Genomic DNA, 23,364 nt, shown 5'->3' with positions numbered 1-23,364 from the left:
ATTTTTTGTTTTGTATTGCTTAGATTTTATTTCAACCTAAAACATCAGAGCAAAACAGTGACAGTACTTACACAACTTTCTCAAGCGATCCATGATGCACCGCGCTGGCATCAGCCAGAACAATTTCAAAACCCGGCAGACATTACTATTGCGCCCTTAGAAGGTGAAGCTCTAGGCGCTGTGGTTTTTGGCCTTGATGCGACTAAAGCCCAAGCGGGTGAAACCATTTACCGTCTAAAACAGGCACTGGCTCAGCATCTAATTTTAATTTTCAAAAACCAGCATCTGGATGATTTACAATATTTGGCCTTTGCCAGCTATTTCGGTTCCATTTTTCGCCCAAGTGCAGATAATCCTGTACTTGCCACCCAAACTGAGTCTGGCACGCCCCCGGATGTGGTACCTGTTTCCAATGCTGTGGGACAGGGTGATTACACCGGGCATGGTGAACTGAATCCACATGCCGATCACCAGTGGACGCCGCTTCCTTCTTTTGGTTCATTGCTGTATGCCATTGAATTACCACAGGATGGTGGACAAACCTCATGGTTTAATACCATCAAAGTCTATGACGCTTTAGAAGAAATAACCAAACAGCATATCGATCAATTACAACTGATTACCTATAACCCATTTGTCCGTCGACAACACCTTAAAGATAATGATCACAATGGTTATGGCAGCAGCCCCTTATATCGCTTTAAAGATCAACCGATTATTGGTCATGCCTATGCTCATCCACTGGTACGCACCCATCCTGAGAGTGGCCGTAAAGCACTGTGGTTAAATACCCATTCTGAAGTGGAACTGGTCAATTATGATGATCAGGCTGGCAGTGAACTCATTGCTTCATTGCGCGAACATCTATTAAAACCTGAATTCCGTTATGAACATCAATGGCAACAAGGCGACATTGTATTTTGGGATAATCAGGTTACCCTGCATTCTCGCAAACCGTTCCCCAGTGAGCAGCGCCGTTTATTAAAACGCATCAGTCTGGCAGGAGGTCGACCTTATTAATGCGGGTTAGAGATCTGAAATAATAACAATAAAAAAGTGTCATAAAATTACTCCACAGCATCATGACCCAACCCACATTTACGAATATTTAACCTCGTAAATAAAATAAAAAATGCGTCATGATGCTGCATTTTTTTACTTACTGTGCCTCTCATATTGACTAAAAAAAGCAGTTCATTCCAACTGCTAGCTCAATGAATGAAGCAATGCTTGGGCATATTCAATTCATCTTTAAATAAAGCCAATGAAACTCATCAGATCATGCATTATTTTCAGGATGGTCATCTTTTTTAAATATTTGCAGGTTAAATTAAAAAATAAAAGCCCATCAAAAGTAATCACTTGGGATGGGCTTTTTCATGTTAGAAATGTGCATTGCAGGAAAATCTCATAACAAAGTAAATCTGACCTGTTAATCTTGCTCAGACTAAAACTCAAATATTTTTGGATCATTATGCTGCCCTCTGTTCCCCCTCTGTCAAATTTCAGCTTGTTTAAAATATTCCTTAAATTAGGCTGTACGGCATTTGGCGGTCCGGCAGCTCATCTGGTGTTTTTTTATCGGCGTTTTGTGCAACAGCTTGGATATCTGGATGAGCAACAATATGCCCACCTGTTGGCCTTGGCGCAAATTCTACCTGGCCCTACCAGTAGCCAGATGGGTCTTGCGATTGGCTATCAACTGAAAGGTTATCGGGGGGCAATGCTGGCATGGCTGGGCTTTACTCTACCTTCTGCCTTACTGATGACCCTTGCTGCAATGCTAGGCATTCAATTTTCTGATTATTTTTCTGTCGAATTTTTCCATGTGATTCAACTTATTGTATTTAGCGTGGTGGCATGGGCATTCTGGCAAATGTTACGCAGCTTTTGTAAAGAGCAATGGCAGTATGTACTAATGCTGCTGTCGGGCTTATTTGTCTATCTAGTTCCCATCAGTATCAATCAGGTTTTGGTGATTCTTTTTGGTGCTTTGGCAGGACTGATTTATCTGCATTATTTTCCGCAAAAAAATACCCCTAAACCCATTACGGGCATCTCAATCACAGCTAAAAAACCTTTCGCTTATCGCTGGCTGATTTTATTTGCCTTGCCTTTTGTACTGGTTCCAGCGCTACAATATTTCTTTCCCAGTATTTGGCTAGACAGTTTTACCAGTTTATACCGCACGGCTTCTCTAGTCTTTGGTGGGGGGCATATTATTTTGCCATTTTTACAGCAGGACTTTGTGACATCCGGCTTGGTCTCTCAGCAACATTTTGACCTGGGCTATGCCATTGCCCAACTGATGCCAGGCCCATTATTCAGTTTTGCCAGCTATCTGGGTGCTTTATTGCCTTTAAGTTCATCGGCAGTACTGAATGCCGCATTTGCAACTGCAGTGATTTTCTTGCCTTCTTTTTTCCTCATTTTTGGCGCTTTACCTTACTGGTCGCGTTTAATGCAGTTTTCAGGTTTATTTCAGGCTTTGGCAGGAATTAATGCCGCTGTGGTGGGCTTGTTATTATGTCTGGTGGTGCAGATGGGACAAAAATATGTACTGTCTGGCTTAGATGTAGTTTTTATTATTGCTGTCATTGCATTGCTTAAGAGCAAAATTCCAGTCTGGCTGAGCTTAATCAGCAGTTTCTTCAGTTATTACGGATTATTATGGTTATTGGATCATTATGCCTTTTTCTGATCCAGCCTATAAAATCAAGTAATCTAATATCTACATATTAGGGGCTTTTTATAAAGCATTTGCTTACTTAAAATGGACACTTGTTACTTTTAATCACCCAATCTTTCTATTTTCTTTTTCTATTTCTGATTAGCTTATTTAGATATCAATTTTAAGCCTATCGATCAGGAAAACAGCATGAATATAGTCAGCTTTTCAGATTGCGCCCAAATGTGTATGACCTGTTCTTTGACCTGTACCAGTTGTGCAGCCGCTTGTCTGGATGAAAATGACATAGAGATAATGCGTGAATGCATCAAACGCTGTCTGGATTGCGCAGATATGTGCAACTTATGTGCCCGATCTGAACAAAGGACCTCTGCCTTTATGCAGGAAATCTGTCAGCTCTGTGCTCAAATGTGTGATTACTGTGCCAAAGAATGCGGTAAGCATGAAGCTGAACATTGCCTGCAATGCGCAGAAACTTGCCAACAATGTGCGGCAGAATGTCGTAAAATGGCGGCCTAGCTTCAAGCCCCCTAATATCAATATACTAAAATGTTGTTTTGTATTCCCGTATAAAAAAACCCGTAAGCATTCACTTACGGGTTTTGCATCTAAAATTTAAAAAATCTTAGAATAAACGGTTCATACCATTCAACGTTGCTACACGATAGGCTTCTGCCATGGTCGGATAGTTAAACGTAGTTTCAACAAAATACTTAATGGTATTATTTGGACTGTTCATCACGGCTTGACCAATGTGAATAATCTCGGCAGCGTTATTACCAAAGCAATGTACACCCAGAATTTCCAGCGTGTCACGGTGGAATAGAATCTTCAATTCACCTACCGTATCACCGGTAATTTGCGCACGCGCCAAATGACGGAAAGAGGCCTGCCCCACTTCATACGGGATTTTTTCTTCAGTCAGTTGCTGTTCAGTTTTACCAATCGAAGAAATCTCCGGAATGGTATAAATTCCTGTCGGGATATCAGTCACTGGTGCAACGTCTTTCTCGCCGCTCATATTCGCGCCCGCACAACGACCTTGGTCATAAGCAGCAGAAGCCAGTGATGGCCAACCAATCACGTCACCCGCAGCATAGATATTGTCTACTTCAGTCTGGTACTTGTCATTGACATTCAATTGACCACGGCTGTTTGGTGTAATACCTACATTTTCAAGACCTAAACCATCCGTATTCCCTGAACGGCCGTTACACCACAAAATAGCATCAGCTTTAATTTTCTTACCACTTTGTAAATGCATTACTACGTGATCATCAAAAGTTTCCAGGTGATCAATTTGTTCATTGTGGCGAATCAAGACACCCTGTTCACGCAAGTGATAAGACAGCGCATCCGAAATTTCATCATCCAGATAACTGAGCAATTTAGGCTGAGTATTGATCAAATCAACTTTATGGTCCAAACCAATAAAGATGGATGCATATTCACAACCAATCACACCTGCACCATAAATGATGATTTTCTTGATTGAGAAATCCAGATCCAGAATTTTGTCTGAATCAAATACGCGTGGATGATTAAAATCAAGCACTGAAGGACGATACGGGCGTGAACCTGTCGCAATCACCAACTGCTGAAAACTTAAAGTTTCAGTAATACCTTCCGGACTGAAAATCAGGATGGTATTTTTATCTTGAATGTAAGCGCGACCATGATAGATATCAATTTTGTTGCGGTCATAAAAGCGCGAGTGGGTATCGACTTGCAGCTGAATGACTTTGTGTGCATTACGCAGCACTTGTTTCATGGTGAACTGTTTCCACTCACCCACTTTTTGGAACATTGGGTCACGTTGGTAACGCAAGATACTCGATACAGTTTGACGTAATGCTTTACTTGGAATGGTACCTACGTGTGTACAGTTACCACCTAACTGTTCACGCATATCAACTATTGCAACACGCTTGCCTGATTTGGCAAGTTTCATTGCCGCGCCTTCACCCGCAGGGCCTGAACCGAGAACTACCGCATCGTATTTAACGAAAGTTCCACTAATGACCTCTTTTTTACGTGGCATTCAACGCTCCTATCTTCAATATTGGTCTATCTTGGCTATATTATGACGTAAATACTCGCAATTTTCTGTATTTACCTCACATATATTAAGTGATGACTACATTTATTAAATGAATATCCTTTTTACCCCATTTAGACTCAAGTCCGTTATAATGAAAGACCTAATATATCTAGTATCTCCCCCGTCAAAAAACAGTGGAAAAGTTGAATATGTCTGAAAACCGTAAACCTGAACAGGGTGTCAAACTTCGTGGCGCAGAGAAAGTCGCTCGTATTCCTGTAAAAGTTGTACCTACGGTTGAAACGCCACGCAAGCCGGACTGGATTCGGGTAAAAATGGCGGCTCCTGAAGAAGTTCAACGTATTAAAACCACGCTGCGTGAGCAAAAATTACATACAGTGTGTGAAGAAGCGGCTTGCCCGAACCTGCCTGAATGTTTTGGTGGAGGTACCGCAACCTTTATGATCATGGGTGATATCTGTACCCGTCGCTGTCCTTTCTGCGACGTGGCACATGGTCGTCCAAATGCCCTTGATCCTGATGAACCGCGTCACATGGCAGAAACCATTGCTAACCTGGGTCTGAAATATGCGGTGATCACTTCGGTTGACCGTGATGACCTTCGAGATGGTGGTGCACAGCATTTCGTGGACTGCATTAAAGAAGCCCGCAGTTTAAGCCCGAATACCTTATTAGAAATTCTGGTACCGGATTTCCGTGGTCGTATGGACGTCGCGCTTCGCATCATGACTGAGTGTCCACCTGACGTGTTTAACCACAATATTGAAACTGTACCACGTTTATATAAAGCGATGCGTCCAGGTTCTGACTATCAGCATTCTTTAGATTTATTGAAAATGTTTAAAGAATACTGTCCTGATGTTCCAACCAAATGTGGTTTGATGGTTGGTATTGGTGAAACTGAAGAAGAAGTCATTGCATTGCTTGATGACTTAAAAGCACATGATGTTGATTACGTGACTATTGGTCAGTATCTACAACCGTCTAAAGAACATGCACCTATTGACCGTTTCGTAACACCTGAAGAATTTGAACGTTATACTGCACATGGTCAAAAACTCGGGTTCAAAAATATTTGGGCAGCGCCTATGGTTCGTTCAAGTTACTTTGCTGACCGTCAATATTATGGTGAACCGGTTCCAGCAGTACGTCGCAAAACCGATCCTGCCAAAAAAATTGCAGTTCAAACCATTGAAGCTTAATTAAAACCAAGCTTAAAACCCGTCTGATGAATGCCAATCTAAGCGCTTTAGATTGGCATTTTTATTTCCAGTTCAAAAATAATTAGCCATAAAAAATCCCCTATTAAGCTAGAGGATTTTAAAACCGAAACAGCTTATACAGCTTGATGTGGCACACCACTATGGAAACGGAAAGTATCATCTTCAGAGAGAATTAAATTCTTTTCCACTTCACGGATATGCTCAATACGCCCCTGAATATCTTCTTCCGGATCTTTCATTTTAGACGTTTTCGCCACATCCAAAGCCAGTGCCAGATAGTCTTCATAATGGCGTGATTCCGACTTGAGCAGGTAACGGTAATAACGGCCTAGCTCTTCATCCACCAAAGGTGCAAGTGCATAAAAACGCTCACATGAACGTGCTTCCACAAAAGCACCAATAATCAGCACATCGATTAAAGCTTCAGGTTCATAAGTACGGATTTCCTTACGCAAAATGCCTGCATAACGACCTGCACTCACCGCTTTCCACTCCTGTCCGCGTTTGGACATGAATTCCAGCACCTGCTCATAATGCAGCATTTCTTCACGAACCAGCTGGGCTAATTTGACCTGTAAATCGTTAAAAAAGCTATAACGAAACATCAGGTTCATGGCCGTTCCGGCTGCTTTCTTCTCACAATTGGCATGATCCTGCATGAGTAACTCAAGGTTATTGAGTGCTTCATCTAACCAGGCTTTTGGAGTTTCACATCCCAGGAAGCCAATGACTGGCTTCATGAGATCATCATAATTTGTTAATGACATAATCTAAAAACTTATCTTGCTGCTTTAATGGCAGCTTTCATTTGTTGAACTGCTTGAGCCAAACCGATAAATACCGCATCGGCAATAATGGAATGACCTATATTGAGCTCATGAATGTGTGGAATTGCAGCAATTGGGGTGACATTTTCCAGGTTCAGACCATGCCCGGCGTTCACAATTAAACCTTTAGATGCAGCATATTCCGCACCTTTAACAATACGCTCAAGTTCATGCTGCTGTGCTTCCGCTGTTTCAGCATCGGCATAAGCGCCGGTGTGTAACTCAATGGTTGGTGCACCGCAAGCCACGGCTGCATCAATCTGCTCAAAGTCGGCATCAATAAATAAAGATACTTCACAACCAATGGCAGCCAAGGCCTGAGTTGCGGCTTTGACATCTTCAAAATGTCCAACCACATCCAGGCCACCTTCAGTGGTGACTTCCTGACGCTTTTCAGGAACGAAGCATACATGATGCGGTTTGATTTCCTTGGCAAATTCCACCATTTCAGACGTGACTGCCATTTCCAGATTCATGTGCGTTTTCAAAACCGGACGCATGCGACGTACATCATCATCCTGAATGTGACGACGGTCTTCACGTAAATGCAGGGTAATCCCTTCCGCACCAGCCTGTTCGCAAATTAAAGCAGCATTCACTGGATCTGGATAAGTGGTTCCGCGCGCCTGTCGCAAAGTCGCCACATGGTCAATATTTACACCAAGCAATGCAGCCATAACAATTTCCTAACTATGTTTTAAATTAAGATTGAGATTGAGTATTTTGAATCCACAATTGACGGCTTTTCAGCGGTCGGTCGCCCAAAAGAGCGGTGATGATCTGTCGATACAGCTTAGCCAACAATTGTAACTGCCCATGATTGAAATCCCTACCCTTTTCATAATCACACATCGAAAGAATCTGCCGTCCAGATAAAGTCGAACGTGACTGTTGCACAGTAGGAATAAAACCATCATTGAGCTGAAACAGATAAGATTGTGATTCCTGAATTTTCTGTTGCTGTGCATCAACCGTAAAATCAAGTGCATAGCCAAGTTCTTCTAACAGTGCATGTTCGAACTGACGTAAAATTTGTCTTAAGAAAAGATCAGGATGTTCCTGCTGTGCCAACTGCTGCAATTGCTGCAATTGCTGCAATTGCTGCAAAGTTTGATGATATTGCACAAAAGTTTGTGGCATTTCCACTTCAACCGGGCACAAGCGCAGGATAATTTCATTCAAATAAAAACCGGAAAAAAAAGCATCGCCAAAAAAGAAAACCGGCTGATTGACAATTTCCAGCTTGGTAAAATTTTTAAGCTCGGATTTACCGGAAGCTTGCATGCAAATCGGTTGGTATTGTGGCGGTGGCGTTTGCCTTAATATTCCATCAACGCGACCATGCTTCTGAGTAAACAGATGCACAATATGACTACGCTCACGGTATTTACGATGATGGATTAAATAACCATGTAAGGTTTCATTGCGCATAAAAACTTAAGTCTAATCCTTTTTCTTTTCAGAATCAGAATCTTCATCATCTCCATCCGGAATAACAGCACCCACGACCGCTGTCGTTCCTTTAACCACAACCTTGGTGGTTTTATAGGCCACTTTTACCGGAACTGTAACAATCTTGTGAATACAGCCTTGCAGGAACAATATACATGCCACAACAGTCAGTACTTTAATCATTACAGTTCCTTTCAAAGTGAAAGCTTAGATCTTAGATATCACTATAACCCAAGCTTTTTAATGCACGTTCATCATCAGACCAGCCACCTTTGACTTTCACCCAAAGGGTCAGCATGATTTTCTGTTCAAACATTTTTTCCATATCGGTACGTGCATCCATACCAATTTTTTTCAGCTTGGCACCTTTTTCACCAATCACAATGGCCTTCTGTCCTGGACGATCAACAAAAATAGTCGCATCAATATAGGTACACGCCGCTTTTGGACGACCTGTTTTCGGGTTGATGGTGGCTTCTTCAGTCTTGAAAGATTCAATTTGTACGGTCAAATCATAAGGCAATTCTTCACCCAATTGACGCATGATTTTTTCACGAATCACTTCAGAGGCAAGGAAACGTTCTGAGCGGTCAGTGATTTGATCCAGTGAATATAGTGGTGGCTGGAATGGTAAATATTTTTCAATGGTATTACGCAGATGCTCAAGATTGGCACCACGTAACGCCGATACAGGTACAATCTCGGCAAAATTCATCAGCTTGGCACGTTCTTGAATCAACGGTAAAGCCTGATTCTTGTTTTCAAAAGTATCCAGTTTATTGATGACCAGGATCACCGGCATTTCTGCATTTTTCAGTTTTTCCAGCACAAGCTCATCATTTTGGGTCCACTTTTGCGCATCAACCACGAACAACACCAGATTGACATCGCGTAGTGCAGAATGAGCAGCTCGGTTCATCATTTTGTTGATGGCACGAACTTCTTTTTTGTGCATCCCCGGGGTATCGACAAAGACTGCCTGAGATTTTTCACGGCTATCAATCCCCACAATCTTATGACGTGTGGTTTGTGGTTTACGTGAAGTGATCGAAAGCTTTTGCCCCAGCAAATGGTTCATTAATGTAGATTTACCCACATTCGGGCGTCCCACAATTGCAACAAAACCACTTTTGAAATCAGAAGGAATCGTCGTTCCTTGTGAACTGAAGAATTGATTAATTAAGTCGTTACCGCCATCTTGCGGTTCGTGATCAGCATCGATGTGATCGGAATGAGTAGTCATTAAGACTTTTGCTCCAATTGTTTTAAGATATCTGCCGCAACTGCCTGTTCAGCAAAGCGACGACTTGAACCTTCACCATACAATACAGGCAAGCCCTCAATCGTACATTCCACCTTGAAATGCTGATTCGGAGCATCACCTTGAATATCTACAACTTCATAAACAGGGAGAGGTTTTTTACGTGCCTGTAAATATTCCTGTAAGCGTGATTTGGGATCTTTGAGTTGGTCTGTAGGTTCGATATGGTCTAAATATGGCGCGTACCATTTCAGCACAATGTCTTGCAAGACTTTTAAATCATGACAATCAACATAAATGGCACCAATAATCGCTTCTACAGTATCAGCAAGAATAGATTCCCGATGATGACCACCCGACTTCAACTCGCCCGTGCTCAGAATTAAACACGGACCAAGTTTTAAATCGTTTGCAATTTTGCCTAACGCTTCCTGACGCACCAAGGTGGCACGCATACGCGTTAAACGCCCTTCATTTTCATGAGGGTAGGCTTGATATAAATAATGGGCAATGATCATCCCTAACAAGGAATCACCCAGAAACTCCAGGCGTTCATAGTTAGTTTTATGACTAACCGATCGGTGAGTCAGTGCAAGCTGCAATAATTCAGGTTGTTTGAACTGATAACCGATACGGTTAACTAAGCGCATCTCACTTAGTTTTGGTTGACCTTTGATCAAAACTTTTCTCGAACTTTAACACTAAATCTATATTGAGTAAGAATGGCTTTCTTATCTCATACTCTTTTTTCACCTGCAGACCATCAACGTTAACTACTTGCGCGATTTCATCAAATTTAAGATCGCGGACATTGTTCATGTCCAAACGCTGACTCATCTGGCTTGAGAATTTTGAAGGAGCAATATTGGCCGGACTACTTTGCAGCAATTCCTCAATCTGGCTATCTACTATTCGATCATCCCAGTATGATCCCCACACAGCAATAGCAATTTTTGCTAAAAAAGCAAAACCAATAACTGCAATTAAAATTGCAATATACGATGCTCCTTGTTGATTTTTACGCATTTGTTATTTTTTCCAATCTGCTTAATCAATTACACCGTTGCGGTTAAACGACGGCAATTTAAATCCAGGTTCTTTATGCATCCATTTATAAAATGCACGACCTGTTAGGTTTTCTTCTGGTACAAAGCCCCAAAAACGACTGTCAGCACTTTGATCGCGGTTATCCCCCATCGCGAAGTAATGACCTTTAGGAACTTTCACCTCCCAATATAAACCATTTTCAGATGAATATTTACCATTTTCAACATAGTTGATAAAGGGTGCCTGACGGGCCACATTTACATCCTCAAGTTCACGCATCTTAAATGTATGCTTACCCAATGTTTCCTGATGATAAATGGACGTTGGCGTATCTAGAATATCTTTTTCGCGGCTAAATTCTACTGGAACTTTCGCCACTTTTTGGCCATTAATACTGAGTTGTCCATGATCATAAACAATGTGATCACCAGGCAAACCTACCACACGTTTAATATAACTGATGGTCGGTTGTGGCGGATAACGAAACACAATCACATCACCGCGTTCTGGTTCACCGACATCAATCACTTTGGTATTTACAATCGGTAAGCGAACCCCGTAGTTGAACTTGTTGACCAAAATAAAATCACCTGTTTCTAAAGTCGGAACCATAGAATCCGAAGGAATATTAAATGGCTCATACAGGAATGAACGCAGCACCAGAACGACTGCCAGAACTGGCCAGAAGTCATATGCCCATGTGATGATGAAATTTTCATTATCCTTGCCTAGTGTTTGTCTTTGCTTAAATACAAACTTATCCAGTAGCCATACCAAAAAGAAAATCAGTGTGACGGGTACAAGGATTAAATTAAAATCAAAATCCATGAGCGATATAACCTCTATTATTTATTATCTTTCTACTTTCAACACAGCAAGGAACGCTTCTTGCGGGATTTCAACACTACCCACCTGCTTCATACGTTTCTTACCTTCTTTCTGCTTGGCAAGAAGTTTTTTCTTACGTGATACGTCACCACCATAACATTTTGCCAATACGTTTTTACGCATTGCTTTTACAGTAGAACGGGCAATAATTTGCGCACCAATAGCTGCCTGAATGGCCACATCAAACATTTGACGCGGAATCAGGTCCTTCATTTTTTCAACCAGTGCAATACCACGGTGACGTGCGTCCTGACGGTGACAAATCATTGCTAAAGCATCAACTTTCTCACCATTAATTAACACATCTACTTTAACCAGAGATGAACTTTCAAAACGGACAAAGTTGTAGTCTAAAGATGCAAAACCGCGTGAACATGATTTCAATTTATCAAAGAAATCCATCACCACTTCAGCCATTGGAATTTCAAAAGTAATCGAAACCTGGTTAGCCATAAACTTCATGTCTTTTTGCACACCACGGCGCTCTACACATAAAGTCATCACATTGCCCAAATACTCTTGTGGTACAAGAATATGACATTCGGCAATCGGTTCACGCAAATCTTCTACAGTCGAACCATCCGGCATTTTTGATGGACTGTCGATATAGATCGTTTCACCATTCTTCATCACGGCTTCGTAAATTACGGTTGGCGCAGAAGAAATCAGATCCAGATCGTACTCACGCTCTAAACGTTCCTGTACGATTTCCATGTGCAGCATACCAAGGAAACCGCAGCGGAAACCAAAACCTAGAGCATCTGAACTTTCCGGTTCGAAGAACAATGCCGAGTCATTGATTTGCAGTTTATGCAGTGCTTCACGGAACGGTTCAAAATCGCTTGAGTCAATTGGGAAAAGACCCGCATATACCTGTGGTTTGACCTTTTTGAAACCAGGCAAAGTCGGTACTTCCGGAGTAGCCGCGAGCGTGATGGTATCACCGACTGGTGCACCAAAAATATCTTTAATACCGGCAATGATAAAACCGACTTCTCCGGCTTCAAGCATGCCTGTTTCAGTATGTTTAGGATTGAAGATACCGACCGAGGTAATAATATGCGTTTGACCAGTTGATTTAATCAACATCTTGTCGCCCTTACGCACACGCCCATGTTTGATACGCACCAAAGACACCACGCCTAGGTAGTTATCAAACCATGAGTCAATAATCAAAGCCTGTAGCGGTGCATCACGGTCACCTGTAGGCGCAGGAATAACATTGACTAGCGTTTCAAGCACCCCTTCAATGCCCAAGCCGGTTTTCGCTGAACAAGTTGGTGCTTCTGTCGCTTCAATCCCGATAATGTCTTCAATTTCCTGAATCACACGCTCAGGTTCAGCTTGCGGCAAGTCAATCTTGTTGAGGACTGGTAAAACTTCCAGACCCTGTTCAATCGCGGTATAGCAGTTCGCTACAGACTGCGCTTCAACGCCCTGCGCAGCATCGACAACTAATAGCGCACCTTCGCATGCCGCAAGCGAACGTGATACTTCATATGAAAAGTCCACGTGTCCTGGGGTGTCAATAAAGTTTAATTGGTATTCTTGACCATTCGGATGGGTATAGTACAACGTCACAGAAGCTGCTTTGATGGTAATACCACGCTCACGTTCCAATTCCATAGAATCCAGAACCTGAGCCTGCATTTCGCGATCTTGCAAACCTCCACAGGTTTGAATAAAGCGATCTGCCAGTGTCGATTTACCATGATCGATATGCGCAATAATCGAGAAGTTACGAATGTTTTTAATATCAACAGATTTTTTAGCTTGCGCCATGGGCTACCTTGAGAAAAAAACACGCCATGCAACCAATAGTTAATGCATGGCAAAAGCTGAATAGAAATTGCGTAGGATTATAGCAGATGGATTTTTCAATGTATCCTAAATAATGAGTTCCTTTTTCGCTTTGACTGTTATTTTCAAAATAAAACCGGCTTGTATTCATGTATTCAATTTGAAGCCATCACATCATATTGGCTAAAATCTAGCGGATTCACTTGCTCTGATATCGGCTGGTAGGCCTGGCTAAAAGTGGGTGACATGCGTTTTGGCCGGCCCGTCGCAATTTCCACACAGGCCCACTTGGTATTCCCCATAAATAAAACACTTTGGTCTTGGGGACGATAAAACACATATTGCCGGAAAGAATACAAGGCATTGATATCATCCAGCCAGGTACGCAAGATAATTTTTTCACCTTCAAATGCCGCTTTACGGTATTGCACATGGTGCTCTACCGCAACCATGGCATGCTTCAGTTCCATGTATTCATTCAGCCCCAAACCCAAGGCATCAATATGTGCAGTAGCGACATCCTGCATCCAGTGCATATACACTACGTTATTTACGTGTCCCAGACTGTCAATATCTTTTGCTTGAACGGTGATTTCCAAATCAAAAACTGTGCTCATCTATTTTACTGATCCTTACACTATGCAAAAAATGACCTTCAAGGCTACACAGTCTACGTAATTTTGTATTGCAGTAAAATTGCAAAATATAAAAAAACCACTCAGCTGTAGAGTGGTTTTCTGTTCGATGGATTCATGCTATTCAATACGCATGCCTAAAATTGCGCGCTGATCTTGACGAATAATAGAAACACGTGCAATTGAACCTTTTTTCAATTCGGATACGGCCTTAATAAAATCATTACTATTCAAAATGGTTTTATTATTGATTTGAGTAATGATATCACCTGCTGCGATACGGGATTGTGATGCGATCCCTCCCCGTTTGACTTCTTGAATCAGAATACCGCCTTTAAGATTCAGTTGGGATTGTTCACTGGCAGTCAAATTACGAATCGTTACCCCCAAAACAGGACCTTTGTTTTGTGCAGCCTGTTCAACTGGTGCCGGTGTATCGTCCGGTGCAGTGGTCAAGGTTGCCGAGATATTACGGGTTTTATCATCCCGCAAAACTTGCAGTTGGATGTTTTGATTCGGTGAAGTCCGGTTTAAGTAATTGAGCAAATCTGAAGTGCGTGAAATGGCTGATCCATTATATTTCAGGATTACATCACCCGGCTTAAAGCCAGCTTTGGCTGCCGGAGAGTTAGGTGCGACCTGTGTCACCAATGAACCTTCAGGTTTGGACAAATTATAAGATTCTGCCAAGTTGCGGTCGATGTCTTGTAACATCACGCCCAGATAGGAACGGGTCACCTTGCCATTCTTTTTCAGCTGTTCTGCCACATCCATCGCTACATCAATAGGAATGGAGAATGACAAGCCCATATATCCGCCAGTACCACTAAAGATACGCGAGTTTACCCCAACCACTTCACCGTTCTGGTTAAACAAGGGACCGCCCGAGTTACCCGGATTCAATGCCACATCGGTTTGAATAAAGGGTACCGAGGTTTCTCCCATCATGTTACGCATTTTCGCACTAACAATACCGGCAGATGCAGAATAGTCAAAACCGAAAGGTGAACCAATCGCCAGTACCGGCTCACCGACTTTGAGCCGGTCTACATTTCCGGTTCGCAATTCAGGAAAATTGGACCCATTGACTTTGAGTAATGCCACGTCAGTACGTGCATCGCTTCCCACCACCGTCGCATCAATTTCACGACGGTCATTAAACATAATGGTCACTTTAGATGCGTCTTCAATCACATGGTGATTGGTTAACAGATAACCATCTTTACTGATAAAGAATGCACTGCCATAAGCAGTTTTCTCTTGCTGAGCCTGTTGCTGTGGAACAATCACCTGATTGCCAAAAAAGCGTTTTAAAATTTCAGGGATTTGCTGCTGGATCAGTTCTTCCTGAGTCATTTTTTTGACAACATTGACACTCACTACAGCAGGACTGACCTGTTCAACCAGATTAGAAAAGTCTACCGCTGAAGCTCCTTGTGTTTGCATGGCCGCCATAGTGAATACAGCAGCATACATTCCTTTTTTTATATAGCGATTGTTCATGTAAAGCATTCACTCCATTCATTATAAGTATGCGTAAACAGTATTTAGCATAAAACATGTCTGTCTTGGGTAATAATATGTTTGATTATATTTGTATAAACAACAGCTTAAATCTTTCTTAAAAGTTTGTTGCTTTATTACTTTTTCTCATCATACATTAGCATATTAGCTCTTGTTTTTTGACTAAAAAAGGGGTGTTATTAGCAAACTTTTTTCAAATTAGCTGATGGACATGTCTAATTTAAATACAACGCATCATTTTGATGTGATCATTGTGGGCAGTGGAGGTGCTGGTTTAAGTCTGGCCTTATCATTACCTGATCATTTCAATATTGCTGTTTTGGCCAAATCGACGCTAACCGATGCCAGTACTTTTTATGCACAAGGCGGTGTCGCGGCGGTTTTAGATGAAACTGACTCAATTGAACAGCATATTGATGACACCATGATTGCAGGTGCACATTTATGTGAACGTGAAGCGGTCAAGCAGACTGTAGAAGGCGGCAAACCTTCGGTCGACTTTCTGCTAAAACACGGCGTGCAATTTACCTTGGATGAACAGGAACAACTGCATTTAACCCGTGAAGGCGGTCACTCCCAACGCCGTATCATCCATGCTGCAGATGCGACAGGTCGCGCCATTTCAACCACTTTGGTGCAACGTGCCCGTGAAAAACAAAACATCACTATTTTTGAAAATTATATTGCCATTGATTTAATTACTTCAAAAAAACTCGGCCTGAAAGATCAAGAAAATCGTGCCCTTGGTTTATACGCGCTCGATGAAAAGACTGAAAAGGTTCACACGTTCTTAGCACCTTCTACAGCCTTGGCGTGTGGCGGAGCCATGAAAGCCTATCTTTATACCTCTAATCCGGATATTGCGACTGGTGATGGTATTGCCATGGCTTACCGTGCCGGTTGCCGGGTTGCCAATATGGAATTTAACCAGTTCCATCCGACCTGCCTGTATCATCCGCAAGCACGCTCCTTTTTAATTACCGAAGCCATGCGTGGTGAAGGGGCTTATTTACGCTTGCCTGATGGTGAACGTTTTATGCTGCGTTTTGACGAACGTGCTGAACTCGCGCCACGAGATATTGTGGCACGTGCCATTGACTATGAAATTAAACGTTTGGGTATTCGCCATGTCTGGCTAGATATCACCCATAAACCGGCAGAGTTTGTGAAAGAACATTTCCCTACCCTATATGCACGTTTGCTAGAACTTGGCATCGATATTACCAAGGACATGATTCCTGTGGTTCCTGCGGCGCACTATACCTGTGGCGGTGTGGTGGTCGATGAAAATAGCCAGACCGACATTCAAGGTTTATATGCTATTGGTGAAACCTCTTATACTGGTTTACATGGTGCTAACCGAATGGCGAGTAACTCACTTTTAGAATGTTTTGTCTATGGAATGAGTGCCGCCAAACATATAGAAAGCCTGTTCAATCCAGATTATGTTTCTCCTGATGCACCAAGCTGGGATGATTCCCAAGTCATGAATCCGGACGAAGATGTCGTTATTCTGCAAAACTGGGATGAACTGCGTCAGACCATGTGGAACTATGTCGGTATTGTACGGACCACCAAACGTCTGCAACGTGCTTTACATCGTATTGAAATGTTGAAGCGTGAAATCACTGAATATTATCAGGATTATCAAGTCAGCAAAAACCTGATTGAATTGCGTAATCTGGTACTAGTTTCCGAGATGATTGTGCGCTGTGCAATGGAACGCAAGGAATCACGCGGTTTGCATTACACTCTGGATTATCCGGAACTTGGACCTGAATTGCGTAAAACGGTACTGACTCCACCCAACTTTCAGGTGGAAACCCCGTTGGTCAATACTGAAGCCTAGTTTTTAAAAGTGGTAAAAACAATAAAAAGCCGAACATGTCTGTTCGGCTTTTTTAATGCTGCATAACATTTATTTATCGCCGAGGGGGTATGGAATAGGTGCTTACAGCATGCGCAATAGGTTCTTCCGAATCAATAGAATATAACCATACATCCCCAACTATCAGTGCCTTGCCGACTTTCATTAATCGACAAACCGCACGAATATCCTGTTCTGCTGTAGGCTTTCTTAAAAAATTGATGGACAAGTTGGTGGTGACTGCCAACGCGACAATGCCGATCTCACCGAGTATCGCAATATAAAGCGCATAGTCGGCAGCAGTCATCATGGTCGGCCCTGATACCGTTCCACCCGGCCTTAAATCAGCAGCATTCACATGATAGAGGATGGAGGCTCCTTTTTCAGTGACTGTTTCTATTTCGCATTTTTCCAGGCTTTGCGGAAATTCACGTTGCAAAAATTCAATAATTTCGGCTTTATTACTTTTCATTGTTTATAAAAAAATCTTCCATAATGTTAGCCACTATAGAAGATTTTTCATTTAAACCCAATCGCTGAGAATGACTACACTGATTGCAAACACGCAAGTGCCTGGCTAAATACCTGTTCTGGCGTTTGCGTTGCATCCAGACGCTTAATCCGCTCACCCTGCCGTTCCCAAAGCTCCTGATAGCCTGAACGTACTTTCTCAAAGAAAGCAGCTTTCTCCTGCTCAAAGCGGTCCAGTTCCCCACGCTCACGAGCACGTGACATCCCCAGTTCAGTCGGTGCATCCAGCCAAAAAGTGATATCAGGCATATGCGAAACAAAATTTGCATTTAATAAAGCCAGTTTTTCTTTGCTTAAGCCACGTCCTGCACACTGATAAGCAAAACTGGCATCGGTAAAACGGTCACACAGTACTGTTTTACCTGCCTTCAATGCCGGAACAATCACCTGCTGTAAATGCTGTGCACGTGCGGCATACATGAGTAGCAATTCGGTATCGTTCGACATGCTTTCTTCATGATTAACTGACAATAGTAATGAACGGATCTGTTCTGCCATTGGTGTGCCACCCGGCTCACGCGTCAGTACCACTTCATGACCTTGCTGCACTAAATAATCATAAATTTTACGAATGAGTGTGGTTTTCCCGACACCTTCTGTGCCTTCAAAACTAATAAACATCCCCACTCCTTAATTTTTTGAACGAATGACAGTTAAATATTCTTGCACGGCACGATTATGCTCATCCAGACTTGCGCTAAATTTATGCCCACCATTGCCCGTGGCGACAAAATAAATGTTGCTGGAATTGTCCGGATGCATGGCAGCTTCAATGGCTTTTTGACTTGGTAAGGCAATCGGCGTTGGAGGTAAACCATTGTTCGTATAGGTATTATAAGGAGTCGGTGTACGCAAATCATTACGCGTGATATTGCCGTTATAACGGTCACCCATACCATAAATCACGGTCGGGTCAGTTTGCAGACGCATCCCCTGTTGCAAGCGACGGACAAACACTCCCGATACCTGATTTAATTCACTGTCCAGACTGGTTTCTTTTTCCACAATTGAAGCCATAATCAGCGCTTCATATTTATCCTTATAAGGTAAACCGCTTGCACGATTATCCCATGCCGTATCCAAAGCTTTCATTTGACGTTTATATAAATCGGTCAGAATCTTTTTATCGCTTTCACCTTTGGCAAAGAAATAGGTATCTGGCGCAAACAGGCCTTCAGGATGATTAAAGGGAATACCTAAGGCTTTTAACATTTGATCCTGAGGCAGATTGATGACTTCTTTAGTGACCAAATCATCTTTTTTCAATTGTGCAATCAGCTGCTTAAAAGTCGTTCCCTCAATCACCAGAATACGGTTCATCTGTGCATTTTCAGCATTCGAGACCAACTCCATCACTTCACGTACTGACATGCCTTGACGGATTTCATAAACACCCGCTTTCATGCTGTCATGAATCATGATTTTCTGATAAAGCTTCAAGATAATAGGGAAACTGACTTTATCTTGCTGGGCTAAACGATCAATAAAGCCTGAATAACTATCGCCCTCTCCAATCGCAAGCATCTGCTTTTCGCCTTCCACAGGATAGGACTTGAACAAACTTGACCATAGGATCACCATAATCAAGACCACAAGACCTGCAAATACAACGACGAAGCCTTTCAATGGAAATACGTTTGTAGCTTTCTTTTTTGATTTTTTCTTTGGGCTGGACATATTAATGAATCTGATCTAATTGAAGGATATGAAAGAGTTCAATACACGGTTGAACATTCAACGGTTGCTGGTTAAGTTCAGTCACAAGTTTCATCGGACTTAAGGCATTACAGAAAAACAGGCTTTCAAATTTTGCAATGTCATCCAGATCAATAAAACGCTGTTCGCAATGAATGCCGTGCTGCTGCATCCGGGACAAAATTTCAGCCCGCATCACACCATGGACGCCATTATAGCGAAGTTCTGGCGTAATCCATGTATTGTTTAAACGAATGAAACAATTACTGCTTACTCCTTCAACAACAGTGCCTTGTACATCAGTGACTAAAGCCTCTGCCCATCCGCGTTGATCGGCTTCATGTTTTAACAATACCTGTTCCAGACGGTTCAGACTTTTTAAACCGACCAAATTTGGCATGCTCAACCCCAATGCCTGTTGTAGCACCCCGGATTTAATTTTCTCTATTTGAAAGTCATCGACTGCTTTAGGATAAAAAAACACCCACACATCCGCTGGATGATCCGGCAGGCTATAACCACGCTGCCCTTCACCGCGACTAATCACAATTTTTAAAGTACCATTCAGTTCAAGAAATTGCTGCTGTAACACAACCAAAGTTTTTTCAATGCAGCTTAAATCTGCCTGCAGCATCAGCCGTTCACAACTTAACTGTAGCCGCGACTTATGCAAATTTTCGAGTTCCATTTTGCCATGCCGAACACGTGCCGTGGTGAAACAGCCATCTCCGTAATGAAAAGCACGGTCCTGTAATGACACTTCATTTATTTCCCGTGCATTCTTAAAACATGGCATAACAAGCATCCTGTAAATGATGTCCTAGTTTAAAAATAGTGGCGCTTAATTGATAGCTTTTTTATTCATATCAAATTCATTTCTTATTATTTTTTCCATATAAAAGATCACGTTATTCTTCGCCCTGTTACAAAACATAAAAATTTAAATGTAAAGGATAGTAAAATGCGTACATTAAAAATCGGGGTTTTAGCAGCTCTTATTTCAGCAACATCTTTTAGTGCACTGGCAAAAGACTTTTTAAACGTTTCATATGATCCAACGCGTGAATTGTATGAAAACTATAATAAAGAATTTGGCGCTTACTGGAAAAAGACCACAGGTCAAGACATTAATTTTAAACAGTCACACGGCGGCTCTGGCAAACAGGCACGTTCAGTGATTGATGGTCTGGGAGCCGATGTCGTGACTTTGGCACTTGCCGCCGACATTGATGCTATTGCAACAAACTCAAATTTACTTCCAAAAGACTGGCAAAAGAAATTCCCGAATAACTCTACCCCTTATACATCAACTATCGTATTCCTGGTCCATAAAGGCAACCCGAAAGGAATTAAGGACTGGGGAGATTTGGTAAAAAATAATGTCGGCATTATTACCCCAAATCCTAAAACATCTGGTGGTGCACGCTGGAACTACCTGGCGGCATGGGCTTGGGCAAAACATCAGCCAGGTGGTAACGATAGCAAAGCACAAGAATTCGTACGTCAAATCTATAAAAACACCAAAGTGCTGGACTCAGGTGCACGTGGTTCAACGACGACATTTGCTGAACGCGGTATTGGTGACGTATTACTGGCTTGGGAAAACGAAGCTCTCTTAGCTATTCGTGAACAGCCAGGCAAGTTTGAAATTGTGACGCCATCTTTGTCTATTTTGGCGGAGCCACCTGTAGCGATTGTAGAAAAGAATGCACAGAAAGACGGCAACCTGAATTTAGCCAAAGCTTATCTCAACTATCTGTATTCCCCTGCGGGTCAAACGATTGCTGCCAATAACTTCTACCGCCCACGCAATGCAGCGGTATTGGCAAAATACAAATCAGTATTTAAACCTTTAAAACTGGTCACCATCGATAAAGAATTTGGCGGCTGGACCAAAGTTCAAAAAGCACATTTTGAAAATGGCGGCGTATTCGACCAAATCGTCAAAGCCAATAGTACCAAATAAGCTCAATAATCAATCGATGACAGCTACTTTATTCATAAAGTAGCTGTATCAAGTCTAGAATGAGCAACTTTATCTCTTTTATTCATATTAAATTCGTTTTTTATTATTTTTTATGCATAAAGGATGGCGCTATTCTAGCCTCAAGTTATAAACATCAAGAAGTTTAGAGGTCACCATGCGTTCATTAAAAATCGGGGTCTTAGCAGCACTTATTTCAGCAACTTCTTTTAGTGCACTGGCAAAAGACTTCTTAAACGTTTCTTACGATCCCACTCGTGAATTGTATGAAGATGTGAACAAAGCGTTTGGTCAATATTGGAAAAGCCGTACCGGCCAAGATATTAACTTTAAACAATCGCATGGTGGCTCAGGCAAACAGGCCCGTTCAGTGATTGATGGCCTGGATGCAGACGTTGTGACTCTGGCTTTAGCTGCAGATATTGATGTCATTGCAGAAAAAACCAAGTCACTTCCGGCCGACTGGCAGAAAAAACTTCCGCAAAATTCTACCCCTTATACCTCTACCATCGTATTTCTGGTACGCAAAGGCAACCCGAAACACATCAAAGACTGGGGCGATTTGGTTAAACCGGGTGTAGGTATTATTACCCCCAACCCTAAAACTTCTGGCGGCGCACGCTGGAACTATTTAGCTGCATGGGCCTGGGCAAAACACCAGGCGGGTGGCAATGACAAAACTGCACAGGAATTTGTGCGTAAAATTTATAAAAACACCAAGGTTCTCGATTCTGGCGCACGCGGTTCAACCACAACATTTGCAGAACGCGGCATTGGTGATGTGCTGTTGGCTTGGGAAAACGAAGCTCACTTAGCAATTCGTGAACAACCGGGTAAATTTGAAATTGTGACCCCATCACTTTCAATTCTTGCAGAACCACCGGTTGCGATTGCTGAAAAAAATGCCGAGAAAAAAGGCAATAGATACCTGGCTCAAGGCTACTTGAACTTCCTTTACTCGCCACGCGGTCAACAGATTGCTGCTGAAAACTTCTACCGTCCACGCAACGAAAAAACCCTGGTGCAATACAGCAAAGTATTTAAGCCATTAAAACTGGTTACCATCGACAAAGAATTCGGTGGCTGGACTAAAGTTCAAAAAGCGCACTTTGAAAATGGCGGCGTATTTGACCAGATTGTTAAAGCCAATAGTGCAAAATAATAGCGTTTGATAGACAGGAGCTTCGACATGATTCATACCGTAATTGTTCCAGGCGTAGGTGGCAGTGAATCTGCGCACTGGCAGTCTTGGTTACAACGACAACTCATGTCATGCTCGCGTGTGCAGCAACAGGACTGGAACACGCCTGTGTTACAAAACTGGATTGCCGAGTTTGTAAAGACCGTGGCGCCTATTCAAGGCAGTGTCCAGATTGTTGCACATAGTTTTGGTTGTTTAACCACTGTGGCAGCTTTAGCCCAGCATCCGGAACTCAATCAAAAAATTAAAAATTTGATTCTGGTTGCACCGGCCAATCCTGCCCGTTTTGGTGAAGCCGGTTTTTCACGTGATAGCCAGCAAGATTATCAACGCTATTTTCATCAGCTTAAAATTGCAGTGCCGACCACTTTACTGATTAGTGAAAACGATCCCTGGTTAAATTTTGAAGATGCCCAGCAACTTGCAAAAGCCTGGAAATTGAATCCGATTAACCTCGGACAAGTTGAACATATCAATGTGGCTTCCGGTTTTGGTCCCTTCCCTGAAATTTATAATTATTTAATTTCAGAAAATGTGCTACAACATATCAATTTTACTGATGAAGAGAAGTGCTTTTTTAAATTTGCAATTTAACCTCTGCAAATTATGCTTGTGCCGCTTTAAACTTTTATTTTCGCTGACTTAATTGGTCAGCATCGCTCTTTTTGAGGAGTCATC

The 23,364-nt window shown here is 42.3% G+C and carries 24 protein-coding genes; 8 read left to right on the top strand and 16 right to left on the bottom strand.

Annotated features, from left to right (window positions below; genetic code table 11):
* Positions 1-57: 57 nt before the first annotated feature.
* From ACE01R_RS06980 to ACE01R_RS06970, 3 genes are all read left to right on the top strand, one after another.
* Complete coding sequence (locus ACE01R_RS06980) at positions 58-1,020, top strand: TauD/TfdA dioxygenase family protein (protein ID WP_395549931.1); 963 nt, start codon at positions 58-60, stop codon at positions 1,018-1,020.
* Positions 1,021-1,474: 454 nt separating this feature from the next.
* Positions 1,475-2,701, top strand: a complete 1,227-nt coding sequence (chrA, locus tag ACE01R_RS06975; RefSeq protein WP_395549930.1) for a chromate efflux transporter — start codon at positions 1,475-1,477, stop codon at positions 2,699-2,701.
* A gap of 177 nt (positions 2,702-2,878) precedes the next feature.
* Entirely contained in the window at positions 2,879-3,208 is a 330-nt protein-coding gene (locus ACE01R_RS06970) for a four-helix bundle copper-binding protein (protein ID WP_395549928.1), read from the top strand.
* A gap of 106 nt (positions 3,209-3,314) precedes the next feature.
* Here ACE01R_RS06970 and sthA read toward each other — a convergent pair whose 3' ends face one another.
* Complete coding sequence (gene sthA / locus ACE01R_RS06965; RefSeq protein ID WP_092818586.1) at positions 3,315-4,730, bottom strand: Si-specific NAD(P)(+) transhydrogenase; 1,416 nt, start codon at positions 4,728-4,730, stop codon at positions 3,315-3,317.
* Between the two features lie 209 nt (positions 4,731-4,939).
* Between sthA and lipA the strand changes: the two genes are divergently transcribed.
* A complete protein-coding gene (gene lipA, locus ACE01R_RS06960) occupies positions 4,940-5,953 on the top strand; it encodes a lipoyl synthase (RefSeq protein WP_395549917.1) in 1,014 nt (337 codons plus the stop codon).
* 134 nt (positions 5,954-6,087) lie between these two features.
* Here the strand turns inward: lipA and ACE01R_RS06955 are convergent, their stop codons facing one another.
* The 11 genes from ACE01R_RS06955 to ACE01R_RS06905 all read right to left on the bottom strand — a co-directional run bounded on the left by ACE01R_RS06955 (position 6,088) and on the right by ACE01R_RS06905 (position 15,387).
* Positions 6,088-6,741, bottom strand: a complete 654-nt coding sequence (locus tag ACE01R_RS06955; protein WP_395549916.1) for a tRNA-(ms[2]io[6]A)-hydroxylase — start codon at positions 6,739-6,741, stop codon at positions 6,088-6,090.
* Between the two features lie 11 nt (positions 6,742-6,752).
* The gene (gene pdxJ / locus ACE01R_RS06950) at positions 6,753-7,478 is read right to left on the bottom strand and encodes a pyridoxine 5'-phosphate synthase (protein ID WP_395549915.1); all 726 of its coding nucleotides are present in this window, start codon (positions 7,476-7,478) and stop codon (positions 6,753-6,755) included.
* Positions 7,479-7,503: 25 nt separating this feature from the next.
* Entirely contained in the window at positions 7,504-8,232 is a 729-nt protein-coding gene (locus ACE01R_RS06945) for a DNA repair protein RecO (RefSeq protein WP_395549914.1), read from the bottom strand.
* Between the two features lie 12 nt (positions 8,233-8,244).
* Positions 8,245-8,436: an NF038104 family lipoprotein gene (locus ACE01R_RS06940; protein WP_395549913.1), complete on the bottom strand. Its 192-nt coding sequence runs from the start codon at positions 8,434-8,436 to the stop codon at positions 8,245-8,247.
* 31 nt (positions 8,437-8,467) lie between these two features.
* Positions 8,468-9,496, bottom strand: a complete 1,029-nt coding sequence (gene era, locus ACE01R_RS06935) for a GTPase Era (protein WP_395549909.1) — start codon at positions 9,494-9,496, stop codon at positions 8,468-8,470.
* Complete coding sequence (gene rnc, locus ACE01R_RS06930) at positions 9,496-10,194, bottom strand: ribonuclease III (RefSeq protein WP_395549907.1); 699 nt, start codon at positions 10,192-10,194, stop codon at positions 9,496-9,498. Before rnc ends, era begins: the two co-directional genes overlap by 1 nt.
* Positions 10,166-10,540 carry a DUF4845 domain-containing protein gene (locus ACE01R_RS06925; protein ID WP_395549906.1) on the bottom strand — a complete coding sequence of 125 codons (375 nt, stop codon included), beginning with the start codon at positions 10,538-10,540 and terminating at the stop codon, positions 10,166-10,168. The genes rnc and ACE01R_RS06925 overlap by 29 nt, the downstream gene beginning before the upstream one ends.
* 21 nt (positions 10,541-10,561) lie before the next feature.
* Positions 10,562-11,389 carry a signal peptidase I gene (lepB, locus tag ACE01R_RS06920; RefSeq protein WP_395549905.1) on the bottom strand — a complete coding sequence of 276 codons (828 nt, stop codon included), beginning with the start codon at positions 11,387-11,389 and terminating at the stop codon, positions 10,562-10,564.
* A 24-nt stretch (positions 11,390-11,413) separates the two neighbouring features.
* Positions 11,414-13,231 carry a translation elongation factor 4 gene (gene lepA / locus ACE01R_RS06915; protein ID WP_395549904.1) on the bottom strand — a complete coding sequence of 606 codons (1,818 nt, stop codon included), beginning with the start codon at positions 13,229-13,231 and terminating at the stop codon, positions 11,414-11,416.
* 173 nt (positions 13,232-13,404) lie between these two features.
* Entirely contained in the window at positions 13,405-13,866 is a 462-nt protein-coding gene (locus ACE01R_RS06910) for an acyl-CoA thioesterase (protein WP_395549903.1), read from the bottom strand.
* Between the two features lie 138 nt (positions 13,867-14,004).
* Positions 14,005-15,387, bottom strand: a complete 1,383-nt coding sequence (locus ACE01R_RS06905; protein ID WP_395549902.1) for a Do family serine endopeptidase — start codon at positions 15,385-15,387, stop codon at positions 14,005-14,007.
* A gap of 226 nt (positions 15,388-15,613) precedes the next feature.
* On the opposite strand from ACE01R_RS06905, the gene nadB reads away from it, so the two are divergent.
* A complete protein-coding gene (gene nadB / locus ACE01R_RS06900; RefSeq protein WP_395549901.1) occupies positions 15,614-17,257 on the top strand; it encodes an L-aspartate oxidase in 1,644 nt (547 codons plus the stop codon).
* Between the two features lie 73 nt (positions 17,258-17,330).
* Here nadB and ACE01R_RS06895 read toward each other — a convergent pair whose 3' ends face one another.
* The 4 genes from ACE01R_RS06895 to pabC form a co-directional block, all read right to left on the bottom strand.
* Positions 17,331-17,747, bottom strand: coding sequence for a PaaI family thioesterase (locus ACE01R_RS06895; protein ID WP_395549900.1), 417 nt, complete (start codon positions 17,745-17,747; stop codon positions 17,331-17,333).
* Positions 17,748-17,821: 74 nt separating this feature from the next.
* Complete coding sequence (tmk, locus tag ACE01R_RS06890) at positions 17,822-18,427, bottom strand: dTMP kinase (protein ID WP_395549899.1); 606 nt, start codon at positions 18,425-18,427, stop codon at positions 17,822-17,824.
* A 9-nt stretch (positions 18,428-18,436) separates the two neighbouring features.
* Positions 18,437-19,483, bottom strand: a complete 1,047-nt coding sequence (gene mltG, locus ACE01R_RS06885) for an endolytic transglycosylase MltG (RefSeq protein ID WP_395549898.1) — start codon at positions 19,481-19,483, stop codon at positions 18,437-18,439.
* A 1-nt stretch (position 19,484) separates the two neighbouring features.
* Positions 19,485-20,297 carry an aminodeoxychorismate lyase gene (gene pabC, locus ACE01R_RS06880; RefSeq protein WP_395549897.1) on the bottom strand — a complete coding sequence of 271 codons (813 nt, stop codon included), beginning with the start codon at positions 20,295-20,297 and terminating at the stop codon, positions 19,485-19,487.
* A 165-nt stretch (positions 20,298-20,462) separates the two neighbouring features.
* Between pabC and ACE01R_RS06875 the strand changes: the two genes are divergently transcribed.
* From ACE01R_RS06875 to ACE01R_RS06865, 3 genes are all read left to right on the top strand, one after another.
* On the top strand, positions 20,463-21,467 hold the full coding sequence (locus ACE01R_RS06875; RefSeq protein WP_395549896.1) for a sulfate ABC transporter substrate-binding protein: 1,005 nt from the start codon (positions 20,463-20,465) through the stop codon (positions 21,465-21,467).
* Positions 21,468-21,642: 175 nt separating this feature from the next.
* Positions 21,643-22,647: a sulfate ABC transporter substrate-binding protein gene (locus tag ACE01R_RS06870; RefSeq protein WP_395549892.1), complete on the top strand. Its 1,005-nt coding sequence runs from the start codon at positions 21,643-21,645 to the stop codon at positions 22,645-22,647.
* A 27-nt stretch (positions 22,648-22,674) separates the two neighbouring features.
* On the top strand, positions 22,675-23,280 hold the full coding sequence (locus ACE01R_RS06865; RefSeq protein ID WP_395549891.1) for an RBBP9/YdeN family alpha/beta hydrolase: 606 nt from the start codon (positions 22,675-22,677) through the stop codon (positions 23,278-23,280).
* The last annotated feature ends 84 nt before the right edge of the window (positions 23,281-23,364 follow it).

It is taken from the genome of Acinetobacter sp. BSP-28 (assembly GCF_044130285.1).
Taxonomy (GTDB): domain Bacteria; phylum Pseudomonadota; class Gammaproteobacteria; order Pseudomonadales; family Moraxellaceae; genus Acinetobacter.
The sequence above is the reverse complement of the archived record's forward strand: the minus strand, read 5'-3'. Positions and strand labels throughout refer to the sequence as shown.